Below are 18,018 nucleotides of genomic sequence, written 5' to 3' on the forward strand. Positions count from 1 at the left end.
CACTGAAGCTTTTACCGCGCTGCAGGCCGGCGCACAGTCGCTGAAAATCTTTCCCTCCGCGGCGTTTGGCCCGGACTATATCAAAGCCCTGAAGGCGGTGCTGCCGCCGGAGGTGCCGGTGTTCGCCGTCGGCGGCGTCACCCCGCAGAACCTGCATCAGTGGCTGGCGGCAGGGTGCATCGGCGCCGGGCTGGGCAGCGATCTCTACCGTGCCGGGCAGCCGCTGGCGCGCACCGTTGACCAGGCACTCGCATTTGTTGCCGCATATAAGGAAGCGTTACGATGAAAATAACCAAACTGACCACTTACCGCCTGGCACCGCGCTGGATGTTTCTGAAGATTGAGACCGATGCAGGCGTGGTCGGCTGGGGCGAGCCGGTAATCGAAGGGCGCGCGCGCAGCGTGGAAGCGGCGGTGCACGAGCTGTCGGAGTACCTGATTGGCCAGGACCCGGCCCGCATTAACGATCTGTGGCAGGTGATGTATCGCGGCGGCTTCTACCGCGGCGGCCCGATCCTGATGAGCGCCATTGCCGGTATCGACCAGGCGCTGTGGGATATTAAAGGCAAAGTGCTGGGGGTGCCGGTGTGGCAGCTGCTGGGCGGTCTGGTGCGCGACAAAATGAAAGCCTACAGCTGGGTAGGCGGTGACCGTCCGGCCGAGGTGATCGCCGGTATTAATAAGCTGCGGGCGATCGGCGTCGATACTTTTAAGCTTAACGGCTGCGAAGAGATGGGCATTATTGACAGTTCACAGAAAATTGACGCTGCGGTGAATACCGTAGCGCAGATCCGTGAAGCCTTCGGTAATCAGATTGAATTTGGCCTGGATTTCCACGGCCGCGTCAGCGCACCAATGGCAAAAGTATTAATTAAAGAGCTGGAGCCGTATCGCCCGCTGTTTATTGAAGAGCCGGTACTGGCCGAACAGGCGGAATATTATCCGAAGCTGGCGGCGCAAACGCATATTCCTATTGCCGCCGGTGAAAGGATGTTTGACCGCTTTGAATTTAAACGCGTGCTGCAGGCCGGTGGCCTGGCGATTCTGCAGCCGGACCTGTCGCACGCCGGTGGGATTACCGAGTGCTATAAAATCGCCGCAATGGCGGAAGCCTATGACGTGGCGCTGGCTCCGCACTGCCCGCTGGGGCCGATTGCACTGGCCGCCTGCCTGCACGTCGACTTTGTCTCGCGCAATGCGGTATTCCAGGAGCAGAGCATGGGTATCCACTACAACAAAGGGGCCGAACTGCTGGATTACGTGCTGAATAAAGATGACTTTAAAATGGATGACGGCCACTTTGCCCCCCTGCAGAAACCTGGCCTCGGGGTGGAAATTAATGAAGAGCTGGTGACTGAACGCAGCAAACAGGCACCGGACTGGCGGAATCCGCTGTGGCGTCTGCCGGACGGCTCCGTCGCCGAGTGGTAATTGCCGTTACTGAATAAACAGTGAAAACAGATTAAAACAGCCTGTTAATAAAACAGGGACGGGATCGGCTGCGCCTCAGTCAGGCCGCACGACCGCTTCTGCACGCATCCGGCATGGCACAATAATAACCCACGGCGCATATTTAGCGCGGCAGGGTGGGCCATGCCGTTTTCAACACAACCTCTACCCGGTGCGCAACCCGGCACCTTAAATATAACAGGTACCCTCTATGGAACTTTCTCAGGTTAACGCCAGACCAACCCGCAGGCGTTATTTAACGCTGCTGATGATTTTTATTACCGTGGTGATCTGCTACGTCGATCGCGCCAATCTTGCCGTGGCCTCCGCGCACATTCAGGAGGAGTTTGGCATCAGCAAGGCGCAGATGGGTTACGTCTTCTCCGCCTTTGCCTGGCTCTATACGCTGTGCCAGATCCCCGGCGGCTGGTTCCTTGACCGCGTAGGCTCGCGGCTGACCTACTTTATCGCCATCTTCGGCTGGTCGGTGGCGACGCTGCTGCAGGGCTTTGCCACCGGGCTGATGTCGCTGATTGGCCTGCGGGCGATCACCGGCATCTTCGAAGCGCCGGCGTTCCCGACCAATAACCGGCTGGTGACCAGCTGGTTCCCCGAGCAGGAGCGCGCTTCGGCGGTGGGCTTCTACACCTCAGGCCAGTTTGTCGGCCTGGCGTTTCTGACCCCGCTGCTGATCTGGATCCAGGAGCTGCTGAGCTGGCACTGGGTGTTTATCATCACCGGCGGCATCGGCATTATCTGGTCGTTTATCTGGATCAGATACTATCAGGCCCCGCGTAAAAGCGCCGGCATCAACCAGGCCGAACTTGACTATATCCGCGACGGCGGCGGCATGATCGACGGCGATGCGCCGGTGGAGAAAAAGACGCGGGTGAAGATGACCGCGGCGGACTGGAAGCTGGTGTTCCATCGTAAGCTGTGCGGCGTCTATCTCGGACAGTTCGCGGTGACCTCGACGCTGTGGTTCTTCCTCACCTGGTTCCCTAACTACCTGACCCAGGAGAAGCAGATCGCGGCGCTCACGGCCGGCTTTATGACCACCGTACCGTTCCTCGCCGCGTTTGTCGGGGTGATCCTCTCCGGGATGGTGGCGGACCGGCTGGTACGCAGCGGCCGTTCGATCGGTTTTGCGCGGAAAACGCCGATTATCTGCGGCCTGCTGATCTCCACCTGCATTATGGGCGCGAACTACACCAACGATCCGCTGTGGATCATGGTGCTGATGGCGGTGGCGTTCTTTGGCAACGGTTTTGCCTCGATCACCTGGTCGCTGGTCTCGTCGCTAGCTCCGGTGCGGCTGATTGGCTTAACCGGCGGCGTATTTAACTTCGTTGGCGGACTGGGGGGCATCACCGTGCCGCTGGTGGTCGGTTATCTGGCGCAGGATTACGGCTTTGCCCCGGCGTTAACCTATATCTCCTGCGTGGCGCTGCTCGGCGCACTCTCCTACATCCTGCTGGTGGGCGACGTGAAGCGGGTCGGCTGAGTCGACTCCTGCATGCGAACCGCCTGCACACCGTGCAGCCCGTGTGGCTGCACGGTGCATAATCCTCTCCTGAAACCGCAGGTCAGCGCTGCGCAACAGCCCCCCTCGTCACGCCGCTGACAGGCGCTTACTGCGCCGCCTGATGCTTATCAATATGCCCCAGATCACGCTCCGGCCAGCACACCGCGCGCAGGCGACGTTTGATTTCAGCGGCGTCCGGGAAGCCGTTATCCGTTTTGCGATCCCAGATAAGTTGTTCGTTAACATGGATCTGATAAATGCCGCCGGTGCCGGGCACCAGCGTCACCGCGCCGAGATCGGTGCTGAAGGTGTGCAGCAGCTCCTGCGCCATCCAGCTGGCGCGCAGCATCCAGTTGCACTGGGAACAGTAGTTAATGGTCACAACGGGCAGGGTACTCATGGCTGAACTCCTCGGAAGGGGGCGGCGATCGCGGTTAAACAAGTCTCTGTAGTCTAACGTTTTAGTGCCCGGCTGTCGCGCAGCACAGGCGGCCTGCGGGATGACGCGAATAAATGCTTTCTTCCTCTGACGATTCCCCGATTTCTTCTTTGTCCCGCCGCCTGCGGTTTGCTATTGCTGAGAGAGGCTACTCAGAATTCAGAAAGGAAACGACATGGAAATCTACTGGTATCTTACCGTCCCCGACGGGCCGCAGCCGTGGACGGCGGACGGCAGTTACAAAACTGACTACGACGGGTTTAAGAGGGTGGCGTCATGACGCTTCGTATTGGCAGCCACCCGGACAACCTGTCGCTGTTTATTCTGCGCCATCGCGGCGTGCTGGAGAGCGCGCTGGCAGACGCGGGCGGGGTGGCCTGGGTGGACTACCTGCACGGCGGCGACAGCGCCAGCCTGCTGAGCGATGGACGGCTGGACGTGGCCGGCACCGGCTCGACGCCGCCGGTGATCGCCGCCGGCAACGGACTGGACGTCGCCTATCTCGCCGCCTCGCCGGATCGCGGGGCCAGCTGCGCGCTACTGGCGATGAAGGAGGGGCCATACAGAAGCCTCGACGACCTGCGCGGCGCGCGCATTGCCTGTATGCAGGGCTCGTTTACCGATCGCTTTATCGCCCGCCTGTTGCTGCAGCAGGGGCTACGGCTGGAAGACGTCACGCTGGTCGATCTCAACGGCAGCGATTCGGCGCGCGCGCTGCGTGAAGGGCGGGTGGATCTGTGGGCGGCGATTGACCCCTGGCTGACCGCAGCGCGGGATGCTAAAAAAATCCGCTGCGTGGCCCAGGCCGACGATGCGATCGCCAACCGCTCGCTGTTCTGGTGCCGCCGGCGCTGGCTGCAGCAGCACGAAGCGCTGGCGGAACCGCTGCTCGACGCGCTGACCGCCAACGATCGCTGGATCGCCCTGCATCCGCGCCAGGCAGCAGAGCTGCTGCACCAGCACCTGCCCGGCGCGGTCAGCGCCGCCCACTGGCTGACGACCATTGGCGCGCGGCCGTGGGGTATTCAACGGATGAACGATGCGCTGCTCGCCGGGCAGCAACGGCAGGCCGACGATCTGTTGGCCGCCGGATTTATCACCCAGCCGCTGGCGATTGCCGCCGCGGTGGTACAGGAACCACGATGAAAAAGCAGAGAACGCTGGCCGATGGCTGCCGCATTGGGAGGATCCCCTGACAGGTCACCCGGGGTTGTGAATGTTATTGCTGATACTGCTCATCCGTCACATGCTCCAGCCAGTCAATGGCGCTGCCGTTCACCTCCTCAGCAATCGCCACATGGGTCATGCTGCTCTCCACTCCGGCCCCGTGCCAGTGTTTCACGCCGGGGCGGATCCATACGCTGTCGCCTTCGGCGATCGGCTGCGCGGCTTTTCCCCACTCCTGCACCCAACCCTGGCCGGCGATCACGATCAGCGTCTGCCCCAGTGGATGCGTATGCCAGGCGGTGCGCGCGCCGGGGCTGAATGACACGGTAGCCCCGCTGACCCGTGCCGGTTCGGTGGTTTTAAACGGCTGGTTAATCTTTACCCTACCGCTGAAGTAGCTGGCCGGGCCATCGGTGGTGGGGGTGCTGGCTTTTTTCGTTACGTCGATCATCAGAAATCCCTGATTAAAACAGATCACAGCAGCCAGTATGCCAGCGGTAACCTCGTCGGCCTTATGACAAATTTTTAGTTACTGTGCAAAAAAATGAATGAACCGGGCGTTTCACTTTCTCTCTGTAACTTCATATTATTGATGTGATTTATTATCTCGCTATGACAACGTAATTTTATAGATGAAACCCTTGAAGTGCCCAGGCTGCTCGCAATAGCATCAGTGAGAACGTTACTCCTGGAGGGTAGCGCATGTTCCTCATCGATTTCAGGTAACGCAGCGTGGCAAAGTATCAAATCGTGTCGATCCAAAACTGGCCTGCCTTCGTTTTTAACAACGTTTCTTATTCACTGTCGCATCTGGATGCGCATGAGATCGGTTTGAAAGGCCGAAGTCAGAATTACACATTTGTGGTGACCTATGGCCTTCACTGCCATCGCAAAGGATGCTACTGCCTGGAATATCCCTTTCCGCTACGAAGATGGTCGCGAGAAAATAGCCATATGTATGGAGCGCTATGAGGCTTCAAAACAGCTAAGACATATCCTGAAGAATCTGCCTGCAATGAATTTGTATCACACGGCGGCTGAGAAATTTTTCACGCTGGACATGATGAACAGCGCCACTGGACAGGTCGAACCTTATAAAATTTGTATCGCCTTCTACAAAGAGAAACGCCTGCTAAGGATGCACATTCTCTCGGCCTTTTTTGTGCGTGAAGGACCCGGAGCACCGGGTGTGCCTGTACCTAACAAGTCGGTGAGTATCTTTAAAATTGCGATGGACACCGCAAAACGCCCGAAAACAGCGGCGATGCCAAAAGAGGCACGAAACCGATACCGGTAAGGGAACGTTACAGCACAGAGAGATTAAGGCGCTGAGCAAACAGCTGAAGATAGTGTCAAAAAAGAGAGTCAAGGCAGGAAGGGGAAACTATTCAGATCCTGAAAGAATCGCCCCCCTTGCGGGGGGCTCAGCCGCCTTAGGGCGGGGCAGGACACTTTACCATCATGGATGAACCCGTTATCGGGAAGTGGGATGCGATTCCGTTGCCGAAATCCCTGTAACCATCCGAAGACTATTTTAACCCGTTCCCTGAGAAGACTCAACCAAAGGTTGAAAAACAACCTAATCAACTCGCTCCCTTGCGCATTAAAGTTCACTTTAAGGGTGCGTCCCCTTCGCCGGGTACCTCACTTTTTTATCTTTTTATGCATTCCTGCGAAACTTTCTGCGCATGCTGGCGAACCATAGAAGAAAGCATACCCTTAATCTGAATCTTATCTGACAGGAGTGGACTATGACCCGCATGAAAAAAATGTTCTCCGCACTGACCGCCACCGCCGTTCTGGGCTTGTCCGTCGCTGCGCTGCCGGCGCAGGCAGCACTTAAGGCCGGTGAAAAAGCGCCGGACTTTACCCTGCAGGCGGCGCTGGGCGGCAAGCCGATGAGCTTCTCGCTGCAGCAGGCGCTGAAGAAAGGGCCGGTAGTGCTCTACTTCTTCCCGGCCGCCTTTAGCGCCGGTTGCACCATTGAGGCACACGCCTTTGCCGAAGCGACCGACGGCTTCAAAAAGCTCGGGGCCAGCGTGGTTGGCGTTACGGCCGGCAATGTCGATCAGATCGGCGAGTTCTCGCGCCTTGAGTGCCGCGATAAGTTTGCCGTCGCGGCTGACCCGGGCGCGAAAGTGGCTACCGAGTACGATACGTTGATCAAGCTGGCAGATAAAACGCTCTCTGACCGCACCTCCTATGTGATAGCTATGGACGGCAAAATCCTGCTCAGCTATACCGACCGCAACCCGGAAACGCACATCGACAAAACGATGGCCGCCGTGAAGCAGTACAGCGAAACGCATCCCGCTAAAGCACTGTAATCCGCAATATCACCGAGGCCAGCATCATGTTAACCGCCATGCTGGCCGCCTTTGCAGGCGGCCTGATCCTGAATTTTATGCCCTGCGTTTTCCCGGTGATCTCACTGAAGGCGCTCAGCCTGCTCGGGCAGCAGGGCAACGCCGCGGAAACGCGTAAAGAGGGGCTGGGCTTTCTGCTCGGCGTGGTGGTGACCATGCTGGCGCTGGCCGCGCTGTTGCTGGCCCTGCGCGCCGGCGGTACGGCGGTCGGCTGGGGCTTCCAGCTGCAGTCTCCGCTGGTGGTCGCCGCGCTGGCGCTGGTGATCCTGCTGGCTGCCGTTAATCTGCTGGGGGTGTTTGAAGTCGGCTTAACGGCGCAGCGCGCGGGGTCGATCGACGGCGGCAAGGGCACCTTTACCCGCTCGGCGCTGACCGGCGCGCTGTCGATTATCGTCGCCACGCCGTGCTCGGCGCCCTTTATGGCCGGCGCGGTTGGCTATGCGCTGGTGCAGCCGACCGCCGTGGCGCTGCTGATTTTCCTGATGCTGGCGCTCGGCTTCGCCGCGCCTTTTGTGCTGATTTCGCTGTTCCCGGCGCTGGCGCAGCGGCTGCCGCGTCCCGGCGCCTGGATGGCGACGCTGCGGCGCGGGCTGGCATTCCCGATGTTTGCCGCCTGGGGATGGCTGGTTTGGGTGCTGGCGCAGCAGGCGGGCACCACCGCGCTGGCCGCGCTGCTGGCGGCTTCGGTGGTGGTCAGTTTTGCTGCCTGGATCTACGGCATTGCGCAGCACCGCCAGTTTGCCGGGCGCAGCTATAAGGCGCTGCTGGCGGTGGCCGCCGTGCTGCTGCTGGTGACGGTGATCCCGCTGCCGGGGGTGATGAAGGTCACGGCAGCGCCGACGGCGTTAGCCACCAGCACGCCACCGGCGGGGCAGGAGAAAACCACGCCCGTCGCCTGGACGCCGCAGGCGCTGAGCGAAAACGAGGGCAAAGGTCGGCCGATTCTGGTTAACTTTACCGCCTCCTGGTGTATTACCTGCCAGGTGAACGAACGCACGTCACTCTCCACCGCCGCGGTGAAAGCGGCGCTGGCGCGCACCGATACCCTGTATATGGTTGGCGACTCAACCAAATTTAACCCGGATATTGACGATATGCTGACGAAGTTTGGTCAGGGCGGCCTGCCGTTCTACCTGGTCTACCCCGCCAGCGGCGGTAAGCCGGAAGTGCTGCCGCAGGTGCTGACCCCGGCGATTGTGGTCAGTGCGCTGGAACGTGCGGCGGCGAAAAAAACATAACCATTCTGCGCGCCTGCGGGCGCGCCGGATTTCGTGAGGAAGGGAATGCCAGCGTGACCGTCGCAGAGCAAGAGAGTTCGCCACAGCCCGCGCCGCGTGAAGCGTGGCCGCGCCTGATGGCCCGTGCCCAGCGCGGCGACGGCCAGGCGTACGCCCGCCTGCTGACCAGCCTGCTGCCGGCGATCCGCGCGCTGATACGGCGGCAGATTGCCGATCCGCTGCTCACCGAGGATGTGATCCAGGACGTGCTGCTCAGCCTGCACCGGGTGCGGCACACCTACGATCCGCGCTGCCCATTTTTACCCTGGCTGACGGCGATCGTCTCCGCGCGCAGCACGGATGCGCTGCGCCGTCGCGGCCGCGATCGCCGCTGGCACCCGGCTGCTGACGGCCCGAACGGTGACGTGAGCGAACCGCCAGACGCGCCGGCGGCGCGCGGTGATGAGCCGGGATTTTCCCTGCATCAGCGCGACCGCCAGCGCGAACTGCAGGGCATTCTCGGCCAGCTGCCGCTGCGCCAGCGTGAGGTGGTGGAAGATATTCATCTGCGGGAGATGAGCCTGGCCGAGGCGGCCAGTAAAAGCCAGCTGAGCGTCGCGGCGGTGAAGTCGCTGCTGCATCGGGCGCTGACCACCCTGCGGCGCTATGGAGAAAAAAATGACCGATCATCGTAAACTTATCGCCGAACTGAGCCGTGATGCCGTACCGGTGCGGCGGCCGCTTACCCGGCCGTGGCGCCTGTTAAGCTGGCTGTTGATCGCGCTGCCGTGCGGCGCGTTGATGAGCCTGCTTTCCGCCCGGCCGCTGACCGACTGGTCGCAGCCCGGTGCAGAATGGGCGCTGCTGCAGCTGGCGCTGTGCCTGCTGGCCGGGCTGTTTGCCATGCTGCAGGCCTTCACGTTAAGTATCGCCGGACGGCGTAAGCTGAGCTGGAAATGGTTACTGCCGCTGGCCGCTGGCTGGCTGCTGGCGCTGCTGATGGGGCAGGCGACCGCGACGCTGCCGTCGGCCGATCATGATGCCAGCAGCTGCTATCGCTTTATGCTGACGGTCAGCGTGCCGATGGTGCTGATAACGCTGCTCTACCTGCGGCGCACCCGCACGCTCTATCCGTTACAAAGCCTGGCGGCGGCCGGTTTTGGCGTCGCCTGTATGGCGATGGCGCTGCTGATGCTGTGCCACCCGGTGCATCAGCATCCGCTGGATCTGCTGCTGCACGTCGCCGCCTTTATCAGCATTATCGCGCTGACTCTCGTCAGCGGCCGCTGGCTGGTTGGCCTGCCGCGTTCCTGAGGGCAGCCCGGCGGCAGCCCTCAGGAACGTTAACCGCTATTACACCGGCGAGTAATCACCCAGCCCGTCCGGCCACGGCGTTAACAGATCGAAGCCGGTTTCGGTGACGGCAACGGTGTGCTCCCACTGCGCCGACAGTGAGCGGTCTTTGGTCACCACCGTCCAGCCGTCGCCCAGCACGCTCACCGCCTGCTTACCGGCGTTGATCATCGGTTCAATGGTGAAGATCATCCCCGGTTCCAGCACCATGCCCTGGCCCGGATTACCGTAGTGCAGGATCTGCGGTACGTCATGATAGATACGGCCAATGCCGTGGCCGCAGTACTCGCGCACCACGCTGAAGCCGCTGGCTTCGGCCAGCTTCTGGATCGCGGAGCCGATATCGCCGAGGGTGTTGCCAGGGCGCACGGCGCGGATGCCGGCCAGCATCGCCTCGTAGGTGACTTCAACCAGCCGCTTTGCACGAATCGACGGCGTGCCGACGTAGTACATGCGGCTGGTATCGCCAAACCAGCCGTCGCAGATCAGCGCCACGTCAATATTGACGATATCACCGTCGCGCAGGCCTTTCTTATCGGTAGGGATGCCGTGGCACACCACGTGATTCACCGAGGTGCAGACGGTTTTGGTATAGCCGTGATAGCCGATATTGGCCGGGATGCACTTCAGCGTGTTGACGATATAGTCGTGGCAGATCGCGTCGAGCTGCTCGGTGGTGACGCCCGGACGCACGTGTTCGCCGATCATCGCCAGCACCTGCGCCGCCAGGTTGCCCGCGGTGCGCGCCTGTTCAATCTCCGCCGCGGAGTGGATTTTGACTTTTTCCATCTCAATTCTCGTATTTCAGTGTCTGATAAGGCATTTTAATAGATTCAACGAGTTAATTGAAACACTGATTCAGGGATAGCATGGAAAAGGTGAATGCACGTCAGCGCTGGCTGGCGGAGGGATTACTGGTTTGCGTGGCGGCGGGCTGGGGAATCGGCTTTCCGGTGATGAAAAGCGCGGTGGATGTCTATCCGGTGCTGATGGTGCTGTTCCTGCGTTTTCTGCTGTCGACGCTGCTGATGCTGCCACTGACCGGCAAAAAACTGCTCAGGGTGCAGCGCAGCACCCTGATGACCGGCGTGCTGCTGGGGACGTTACTGGGCGCGACCTATCTGTTGCTGATCTTCGGGCTGCAACAGACCTCGGCGGCCAGCACCGGTTTTCTGGCGGGCCTGAATGTGATCTGGGTGCTGTTACTGGCGGCGCTGCTGGCCGGCCGTTTCCCCGGTGCAGACGCCTGGCTGGCGACCGGCTGTGCGCTGCTCGGGCTGGCCCTGATGTCAGACATCAGCAGCCTGCAACTGCGGCAGGGCGATCTGCTGGTGATTGCCGGCTCGTTTTTCTCTGCCCTGCATATCCTCGCGCTGGACCGCTGGAGCGGCCGTCACGATACGCTGACGCTGACGGTGATTCAGATTGCTACCATGACGGTGATGATGCTGCTGGCACTGCTGGGCACCGGTCAGCCGCTGTTCCCCGACCATGTTGACACCTCGCTGCTGACCGCACTGCTGATAACCGCCGTCTTCTCGACCGTATTTGCCTTCTGGGTGCAGACCCACTATCAGCGCTTCACCACCCCAACGCGGGCGATTCTGATCTACAATCTTGACCCGGTATTCTCCGCGCTGTTTGCCGTCTGGCTGCTGCACGAAACCCTGTCTGATAACGTAGTGACCGGTGGCGCTTTTATCCTGCTGGGCATGTGCCTGCCGGGGGTGTTGAGTACGTTTGTACAGCGTTATCGTGTCAGGAAGGTTGCAAATTAACCATTCCGGTGAACGGCGGCCTGACGAGAAAATAATGATGGGTGTCCGATAAACATCGGATCGAGATTGAGTCGACTTCACTAATCAAAAGAGAGCTGTCCTGATGAACAATACGTTTATTCGCCCCGTAGCCTTAGAAAAATCCTGGCGTTTAATTAACCACGGGCCGACGGTGCTGGTCTCCGGGCGGCATGACGGCGTGGACAATGTGATGGCCGCCGCCTGGGCTACCGGGCTGGATTTCAATCCGCCGAAAGTGCTGGTGGTGCTGGATAAAATCGCGGTGACGCGCCAGCTGATTGAAGGTAGCGGTCAGTTTGTTCTTCAGGTGCCGACGGTGGCGCAAATCAAACTGACCCACGCGGTGGGCCACAGCAGCCTGGCCGACCAGCCGGATAAGCTGGCGCGTCACGGCGTTGAGCTGTTCGGCTTCGACGGCTTCGACCTGCCGTTTGTTGCTGGCTGCTCCGGCTGGCTGGCCTGCCGCCTGATTAACGAGCCGCATAACCAGCAGGCGCACGACCTGTTTATTGGTGAAGTGATCGGGGCCTGGGCCGACAGCCGGGTGTTCAGCGACGGTCACTGGCATTTCGAACAGGCGGACCCGTCTCTGCGCAGCCTGCACTACGTGGCCGGCGGCCAGTTCTACGCCACCGGCGAGTCGCTGAACGTAGCGGAAGAGTGACCGGGGCGAGGGGTCAGCCCTCATCCTCCCGCAGCGCCGGCCAGGGATCGATCGCGCTGGCGTCAGGATCGGGCTGGCGCAGATAGTCGCGCCAGCGGCTGCCGTCTACCTGCATATCAATCTCGCCGCTGAACGCCTGGACGCGGCAGGCATCTACCCGCTTTTCCACCTGGTGTTTGGCGATGATAAAGCGCGCCAGCTGCTCCTGGTCGAAGGAGTTTTCCAGATAAGGGTAGTTAATGGTCAGGCGCGTTTCCCCCCGCTGGCGCAGCTGATGGTTTAGCAGCCCGAACAGCCGATCCACCCGGCCGATACGTTGCTCATTTGCGCCTGGTGTCCAGGCCAGCCCGTAGTGGTGCACCTTACGGCACTGCAGGTGCAGGTTAACGCCCTCCTGGAACACGGCGGTGGCGACCAGCACGTTGGGGTAGAACGGGCTGTTAAAACCGATTTTCAGCGGCGTCCGGTTGCCCGTTTCACCGCTGGCAAAGCGGGCGGGGCTGTGCATGCTGCTGATAAATGTCCAGGGCGTATCGCAGTCTTCCAGCGAACGCGAGACGACCTTTGTGCACAGCGCCTCAAAGGTGCGCAGCGCGGCGGAAAAGTAGTTAAAAAGATGCGACCCGGCGATTTTCGGTTGCACAAAGCGGATAAAAGCGCGGTATTCGCCTTCAACGCCTTCAGCTTCTCCCCGTTGCTGGCGCTGCCGCCAGAAGCCGGTGTACCAGCAGTATAGCTCGATCATTACCGGGCTGGCGTAGAGGAAACCGCTTTGCAGATAGCGGGAAAAGTTCTCCACGATGCGCGGGTTTGTCTTGCGCCAGTCAAGAATTTGCTGCTGCTCAGATGCGATCAGCAGCGGCCAGACCAGTGCCCAGGCGGTGGTGGCTGGCTGGCTGATGGGGAGCCGCCGCTGCACTGCCTGTTGCCCGAGCAGGCGGTAATGCTGCGCGGCCAGCACATAGTTAATGCGATCCCGATCCTGTTCAGCAGCGTGATCCCCCCCTGGGTACTCAGCCTGGCAATAGTCCGCTGCCGGCTCAAGAAACAGAGCAAACAGACTCTCTTTTTTGCGAAAGCGCTGGCGCACGTTGGCGCAGTCGCTGCGGTTTTCTTCGGGGTTACCCCCTTTTTTTACCGTAAACAGATCGGCGATGCGCGAACCCGTAGCATCGTCCTCCCGGTGCGGCAGGTCGTGGTCAGCGTCGGCATCATATTCATCCTGGTAGACAGGATCGGTAACAGCTGCGGTCTCAGATCTCGTCCTGGCGCGTTTTTTACCGGTACGGGAGGCATTCTGCGACACCGCTGACTGCCAACGAACCATCCCGTTAAACCAGCTGCGTGACCATTTATCCTGGTGCCACTGCGCAAGATTTTCCGCCACCTGGTCTTCCGGCAGCCAGGCCTCCAGCAGCAGCCGTGCCTGCTGGCGGTCATAATCATCATTGATGCGGCGGGTTAATTCGCGCACGGAGGGGATACGGCGTACGAACACCAGATGCTTATGCTCTTCGATATTTTTGCAAGGCGTCAGCGGATCGCTGGCGCGGCAGAGATCGACCAGCTGCTGATATTTCGGGTGCTCCGGCACACTGCCGGTGAATTTCTGATGAGCCTCTGTCAGCTGCTGCAACAGTGAGGAGTCGGGTGCCTGATGCCACGACTGCCCCTGATTATCATTGTCAGCCTGTTCGGTCGGACGCTGCGGGGTGGTGGACTCAAACCCTTCCAGATATCCATAGAAAAAACGACGTGGCGCGTCGGCCTGCTCGTTCTCTTTTAACAGCAGCTTATGGTAGAGCGCAAAAAACAGCTCCGCCCGTTCGTCACCGGCCAGTGAGGCAGGAAGCGCCCGCTCTTCACGATAGTGATATTTGTTAAACGCTTTCCCCCCGGCACCGGACAGAATACGCATCCGCCGGATGGCGAAGCGCCGGAGCAGCTCGTCCGCATCCGGCAGGCTGTTACTCCCTTCAGCGGCGAGAAAGTAGCTGAACATATTGGGAATATCATCCAGCGAGGAGTAGCTCGGCGTGGCGGTCATCAGCAGCACCTGCTGACTCAGCGGCTGCGCGGGGGGGCCGAACAGTCCGCGCGCGGCAGATGCCCGCTGGCTGCCGCTCCACGCGTGGCGAAAATAGTGCGCCTCATCAATCACCAGCAGGTCAAATCCCTGTGCGCCCAGCGCCGCTTTAAGCCGCTGATGGATCCGGCTGGCGGCCGTAAAAGCAGCCTGAGCACGATCGTCGGTGGTCTCTTTCTCCGCGCTGCTCAGCAGATGGCTCAGCGCGTGGATAGTGGTGATACAGAGCTGGCTGCTGCCGGCCTGCACGGCGGTGACCAGGTCCTCCAGCCGGTAAGCCACGGTAAGCGCCGGGCAGAGCGTCTTATCCCGGACGTGCTTTGCGAAAAAGGTAGCAAATTCCGTCTCCCAGTGCTGGCAGATATCCCGGTTCGGTGCCATGACCAGCACCTTAGCCGCGGGGTTCTTCTGCCAGTTCCACGCCATCACGGCCAACGCCTGCAGCGTTTTGCCCATGCCAACTTCATCTGCCAGCAGGGCCAGCCCGCCAGCGTGCAGGCGGTTAAGCAGTCCGGCAACGCCTTCTGCCTGGCGGTCGGCCATGCTGTTACCGCCCGGTTGCGGCAGCCAGTCCGGCTGGCTGAGGTCAAAATTGATCCGTTCTGCGACCTGTACCACGCTAACCGGTTTGTCTTGTTTACTGTTTTTCATAACCGCAGTTCTTCTTAATCCAGCGCTGATATTGCGGTGACACTGTCACCGGGAGTTTTAAGGAGGGCAGTGCCAGGCGCGACCACGGCAATCCGGACAGCTCCGGCCACGCTTCTGCCAGCTCCCCGGCATGGTTTACCAGCGAACTTAACTCCTGAATCAGAAACCAGCGGAACAGTGGGCTGGGGTGCGCCTGCGGCTGACGTGCAAAGGCCACCAGTTCAGCCAGGCCGCCGGGAAAACCAAACGTCTGCTGGTAAAAAGCCTGGCCGGTTGCCGCTGCATCCAGCCTGGTGCGCAGCTGTGAGCAGGCCAGAAACAGGCCGTGCCACGACACGGTATCCTGCGCGGTGTCTGTTGCATGCTCCGCCGGAGAGCCATCCGTTTCCAGGTTTTCTGCCAAACCGCGCAGCAGCAGGCTGTCCGACTGCTGCGGGTCGCGCTGTAAAATCAAATCCTGCAGCAGATCGTTCAGCGAGGCATAACCCTGTGCCGGGCGGCAGTGCGGATGGCTCTCCACGATCGGCCCGGAAAACGGAACTTCACGCCTGCGCCACGCCTGCCAGGCACGATCGTGGAGCAGTGCGGTGTTATCGGCCACGTGCAGCGTTGTCGGTGAGATCAGGCGGAAGCTGTTTTTGCCCTTGCTGCGGCGCTGCGCCCACTCCAGCGTCAGGTTGCCCTTAACGCCCGGCAGATGCAGCCGGTAACCGCTCTGCGGTTTACCCTCCGCCCAGCTGCCGCTGATAGTGTACTCACCGCGCTGCCAGTCCCAGTGCACCTGCAGGTCGAACGGTGGCGGCAGCGGCCAGTCCGGGCCAAGTGCTTCCAGCTGTTCAGGGCTGGCAAAGTGTACCTCTTCCGGCGGCAGGGCGGCCCCGGCGATCGCCAGACCGACCGGGACCGTCTGCACCACCCCGGCCTCAATATTGTGACCCACGCCGCTGGGGGTGAAATTCCACGAGCCGGTGGCCATTCTGGCGCGTTCACCGTCGTGCAGATGCCAGATCTTGGCGTGCATCAGCTCGCTGTGCGGCTGTTGCAGCGGGTTATGACAGAAATGCAGCTTCTCTTCTGCCATCAGCTCCAGCAGCGCTTCGCTCCGGCGGGTGCGGTAAACGCGGCCGTCCACCCGATCGCTGACCAGGCTGACCGACAGGCTGGCGTTATGACTCTCTTCCGCCAGCTGTTGCCAGAACCCGGCCAGATCGGCGGCCAGGTAAGGCGACCAGACCGTCAGCCTTCCGCGGCGCATACCGCGAAACAGGGTGCTGAGAAAACTACCGGGCTGGAAGCTGTGAACAAATCGCCAGCCCGTCTCCCCCGGCAGATAGCGACAGCGCGGGGGCAGGCCGCCTTCGTGCTGGCTCTCCTGCTCCTGAAACGGGCGCAGCGGGGCAAAGAAGTCGAGAATGGCCTGATACTGCACCCGCGCACTCACCGGATAGAAGCGAAACACCTCCTGATTGCGGCCCCAGCCGCCCAGCGTCAGGTTTGCGCTGCCAGTGCCGAGGATCGTCTCGCCGAGGCTGTTCTGCAACAGGATCACCTTGGGGTGAAACAGGGTATGCCGATCCGGCGTTATTTCAGCATCCGGCCACTGCAGCAGGCGGGGAGCCACCGGATGAATCTTCAGCGCGGTGCGCTTCACCTGGTCGCTGCCGGCCAGCCGGTGATCGCAGAAGATGCGCAGGTCGAGGCCGCTCTCATTGAGTCTGCTCTGCAGCAGCTCATAATCCATGCGGGTAACCGGCTCCACTTCGCCATCCAGCACACGCGGCAACAGGTATTTTTCAATAAACGGGATGTTGAGGTTAAAGCTGGTCATCCACACCCGGACGAGCGGAGCCCGGCCGCGCAACGCCGCCAGCTGCTGTTCAAATTCGGTCAGCAGTTTCACGGTGTGTTCCCCCATAACCCCTGCAGCAGATACTGAAACTGCGGCAGGTAGTAACTGTTTTTCCAGCGGCCTGGCAGCTGCCGCTCCTCCTCGTCGACTGCGGCTGAGAGCACGCTGACGGCGTAACGGCCGGGGGCGGTCTCCCGCAGCCAGGGCAGCTGACCGCGCAGCGCCATCACCCGTTGATGCCAGCTCAGCAGCAGGGCAATCTGCTCTGCCAGCGTACCGGCGCGGGCAATGTCCAGCAGCTGCCTGCGCCGCTCGCCGGCGGTGCTCTCCGCCAGCCACGCCACCTCGGCCTGTTCCGCCTGTACGGCCAGCGCAGGCAGGGTCTGCGCATCCCGCTGCATCGCGCGCCAGTCGGCCTCAATCTGCCGCAGGCTGTTGTGCCGGCGGCAGGTCAGCGTGCGGAACAGCAGATCGATACCGGTCAGCAGCGGTTCGGTCAGGCGGATATCATCCAGCCGCTGGCGTGCATCACCGGCAGGCAGTGCGGCACGCGCAAGCCTGAACACCTCAGCGTTGTGCAATGCGGTGGCCGGCGGCCACTGCAAAAGGACGTCGCCCAGCGCACCGGCGGCGGCGTCATCCAGCCCGGTGACCTCCAGCCAGAATTCACGCGCGTAGCTGCCGCAGTGTTCCCGCGAGCGAAAAGCCGCCACGTAGTGTGCGGCCAGCGCCGGATCGCACTGGCTGAAGCGGGCGATACGGCGGGCAGCGGGCAGCGCCAGCTGCTGCTGCAGGTGGGTTACCAGCGCGGTAAACAGCGGATGCAGCACGCCGCCGTGCCCCAGCAGCACCTGCGCCTTCTGCCAGACGGCGCCGCTTTCCGCGCCGCTGTAGTGGTAGTGCCGGTCAAAAAACTGCATCTCCATCATCGGCGTTTTATAGCGGCCGCTGATGCCCAGCAGCGTCTGTCGTTCCAGCAGCCAGCCGTCCCCCCGATGGCTGAACAGCAGCCGCTCACGCTTCTCATGCCGGTTTTTCTGCCCCATGCGGATGCCGGGAACCCCGCTCAACACCACGTCCTCGCGATCCTGCGCGCTGAGCATACTGTAAACAAACAGGTTCTCCAGGTACGTCAGGCAGGCATGTTTAAACGCCAGGCTGTTGAGGTCGGGGTAGTCCGCCGGGGTCAGGTCGCTGGATTCGGTAAGGCGTTTGATCACCGCGTGGTGCAGCAGATTGAGGGTATACTGGCGCACGTCGTTTGAAATCGAGCTGAGTCGGTGGCGAAAAACCCGCTGCCCGAACGCAGACCAGATAACCAGGTTGCCCAGCGGGTCGCTATTGATTTCTGCCGTCAGGCGCTGATCATATTCGGTAAGAAACTCCGCGAGTTGCATCCTTTCATGACTCCCTTATCACTGTGATAAGGGAGTATCGGCAGCCGGTGGAAATT

Annotated in this window: 16 protein-coding genes and 1 pseudogene; 11 read left to right on the top strand and 6 right to left on the bottom strand. The window is 61.0% G+C overall.

Annotation, left to right across the window (positions count from 1 at the left end; translation table 11 throughout):
- The 3 genes and pseudogenes from NV64_RS23955 to NV64_RS07565 form a co-directional block, all read left to right on the top strand.
- A pseudogene (locus NV64_RS23955) lies at nucleotides 1–286 on the top strand (thiamine phosphate synthase); the annotation flags it as partial.
- A complete protein-coding gene (dgoD, locus tag NV64_RS07560) occupies nucleotides 283–1,431 on the top strand; it encodes a galactonate dehydratase (protein WP_101505655.1) in 1,149 nt (382 codons plus the stop codon). The pseudogene NV64_RS23955 and the gene dgoD, both read left to right, overlap by 4 nt.
- Before the next feature lie 229 nt (nucleotides 1,432–1,660).
- Entirely contained in the window at nucleotides 1,661–2,953 is a 1,293-nt protein-coding gene (locus tag NV64_RS07565) for an MFS transporter (RefSeq protein WP_056241350.1), read from the top strand.
- 127 nt (nucleotides 2,954–3,080) lie between these two features.
- On the opposite strand, the gene NV64_RS07570 is transcribed toward NV64_RS07565, so the two are convergent.
- Nucleotides 3,081–3,374, bottom strand: a complete 294-nt coding sequence (locus NV64_RS07570) for a SelT/SelW/SelH family protein (protein ID WP_056241347.1) — start codon at nucleotides 3,372–3,374, stop codon at nucleotides 3,081–3,083.
- Between the two features lie 315 nt (nucleotides 3,375–3,689).
- On the opposite strand from NV64_RS07570, the gene NV64_RS07575 reads away from it, so the two are divergent.
- Nucleotides 3,690–4,559: an ABC transporter substrate-binding protein gene (locus NV64_RS07575; protein ID WP_101505656.1), complete on the top strand. Its 870-nt coding sequence runs from the start codon at nucleotides 3,690–3,692 to the stop codon at nucleotides 4,557–4,559.
- A 73-nt stretch (nucleotides 4,560–4,632) separates the two neighbouring features.
- Here the strand turns inward: NV64_RS07575 and NV64_RS07580 are convergent, their stop codons facing one another.
- Nucleotides 4,633–5,028 carry a cupin domain-containing protein gene (locus NV64_RS07580; protein WP_056241772.1) on the bottom strand — a complete coding sequence of 132 codons (396 nt, stop codon included), beginning with the start codon at nucleotides 5,026–5,028 and terminating at the stop codon, nucleotides 4,633–4,635.
- Between the two features lie 423 nt (nucleotides 5,029–5,451).
- Here NV64_RS07580 and NV64_RS07585 point away from each other — a divergent pair, with 423 nt between their 5' ends.
- The 5 genes from NV64_RS07585 to NV64_RS07605 all read left to right on the top strand — a co-directional run bounded on the left by NV64_RS07585 (nucleotide 5,452) and on the right by NV64_RS07605 (nucleotide 9,477).
- On the top strand, nucleotides 5,452–5,877 hold the full coding sequence (locus NV64_RS07585; RefSeq protein ID WP_199177636.1) for a hypothetical protein: 426 nt from the start codon (nucleotides 5,452–5,454) through the stop codon (nucleotides 5,875–5,877).
- 454 nt (nucleotides 5,878–6,331) lie between these two features.
- Complete coding sequence (locus NV64_RS07590; RefSeq protein ID WP_056241340.1) at nucleotides 6,332–6,907, top strand: peroxiredoxin; 576 nt, start codon at nucleotides 6,332–6,334, stop codon at nucleotides 6,905–6,907.
- Nucleotides 6,908–6,933: 26 nt separating this feature from the next.
- Entirely contained in the window at nucleotides 6,934–8,184 is a 1,251-nt protein-coding gene (locus NV64_RS07595) for a protein-disulfide reductase DsbD (protein ID WP_101505658.1), read from the top strand.
- Nucleotides 8,185–8,300: 116 nt separating this feature from the next.
- Nucleotides 8,301–8,858, top strand: coding sequence for an RNA polymerase sigma factor (locus NV64_RS07600; protein ID WP_056241769.1), 558 nt, complete (start codon nucleotides 8,301–8,303; stop codon nucleotides 8,856–8,858).
- Nucleotides 8,842–9,477, top strand: coding sequence for an NrsF family protein (locus NV64_RS07605; RefSeq protein ID WP_056241334.1), 636 nt, complete (start codon nucleotides 8,842–8,844; stop codon nucleotides 9,475–9,477). Before NV64_RS07600 ends, NV64_RS07605 begins: the two co-directional genes overlap by 17 nt.
- Nucleotides 9,478–9,516: 39 nt before the next feature.
- Here NV64_RS07605 and map read toward each other — a convergent pair whose 3' ends face one another.
- A complete protein-coding gene (map, locus tag NV64_RS07610) occupies nucleotides 9,517–10,305 on the bottom strand; it encodes a type I methionyl aminopeptidase (protein ID WP_056241333.1) in 789 nt (262 codons plus the stop codon).
- Nucleotides 10,306–10,385: 80 nt separating this feature from the next.
- Here map and NV64_RS07615 point away from each other — a divergent pair, with 80 nt between their 5' ends.
- Both NV64_RS07615 and NV64_RS07620 read left to right on the top strand, forming a co-directional pair.
- Nucleotides 10,386–11,294: a DMT family transporter gene (locus NV64_RS07615; RefSeq protein ID WP_101505659.1), complete on the top strand. Its 909-nt coding sequence runs from the start codon at nucleotides 10,386–10,388 to the stop codon at nucleotides 11,292–11,294.
- 103 nt (nucleotides 11,295–11,397) lie between these two features.
- Nucleotides 11,398–11,979: a flavin reductase family protein gene (locus tag NV64_RS07620; RefSeq protein ID WP_056241327.1), complete on the top strand. Its 582-nt coding sequence runs from the start codon at nucleotides 11,398–11,400 to the stop codon at nucleotides 11,977–11,979.
- Between the two features lie 13 nt (nucleotides 11,980–11,992).
- Here NV64_RS07620 and NV64_RS07625 read toward each other — a convergent pair whose 3' ends face one another.
- The 3 genes from NV64_RS07625 to NV64_RS07635 are packed head-to-tail and all read right to left on the bottom strand — an operon-like array spanning nucleotide 11,993 to nucleotide 17,962.
- On the bottom strand, nucleotides 11,993–14,716 hold the full coding sequence (locus NV64_RS07625; RefSeq protein ID WP_056241323.1) for a DEAD/DEAH box helicase family protein: 2,724 nt from the start codon (nucleotides 14,714–14,716) through the stop codon (nucleotides 11,993–11,995).
- Nucleotides 14,703–16,616 (bottom strand): hypothetical protein, encoded by a 1,914-nt coding sequence (locus NV64_RS07630; RefSeq protein ID WP_146005459.1) that lies wholly within the window; start codon nucleotides 16,614–16,616, stop codon nucleotides 14,703–14,705. The genes NV64_RS07625 and NV64_RS07630 overlap by 14 nt, the downstream gene beginning before the upstream one ends.
- The gene (locus NV64_RS07635; protein WP_101505661.1) at nucleotides 16,613–17,962 is read right to left on the bottom strand and encodes a hypothetical protein; all 1,350 of its coding nucleotides are present in this window, start codon (nucleotides 17,960–17,962) and stop codon (nucleotides 16,613–16,615) included. Before NV64_RS07635 ends, NV64_RS07630 begins: the two co-directional genes overlap by 4 nt.
- Nucleotides 17,963–18,018: the final 56 nt, after the last annotated feature.

This window comes from Erwinia sp. B116, assembly GCF_002865965.1.
Taxonomy (GTDB): Bacteria; Pseudomonadota; Gammaproteobacteria; order Enterobacterales; family Enterobacteriaceae; genus Erwinia.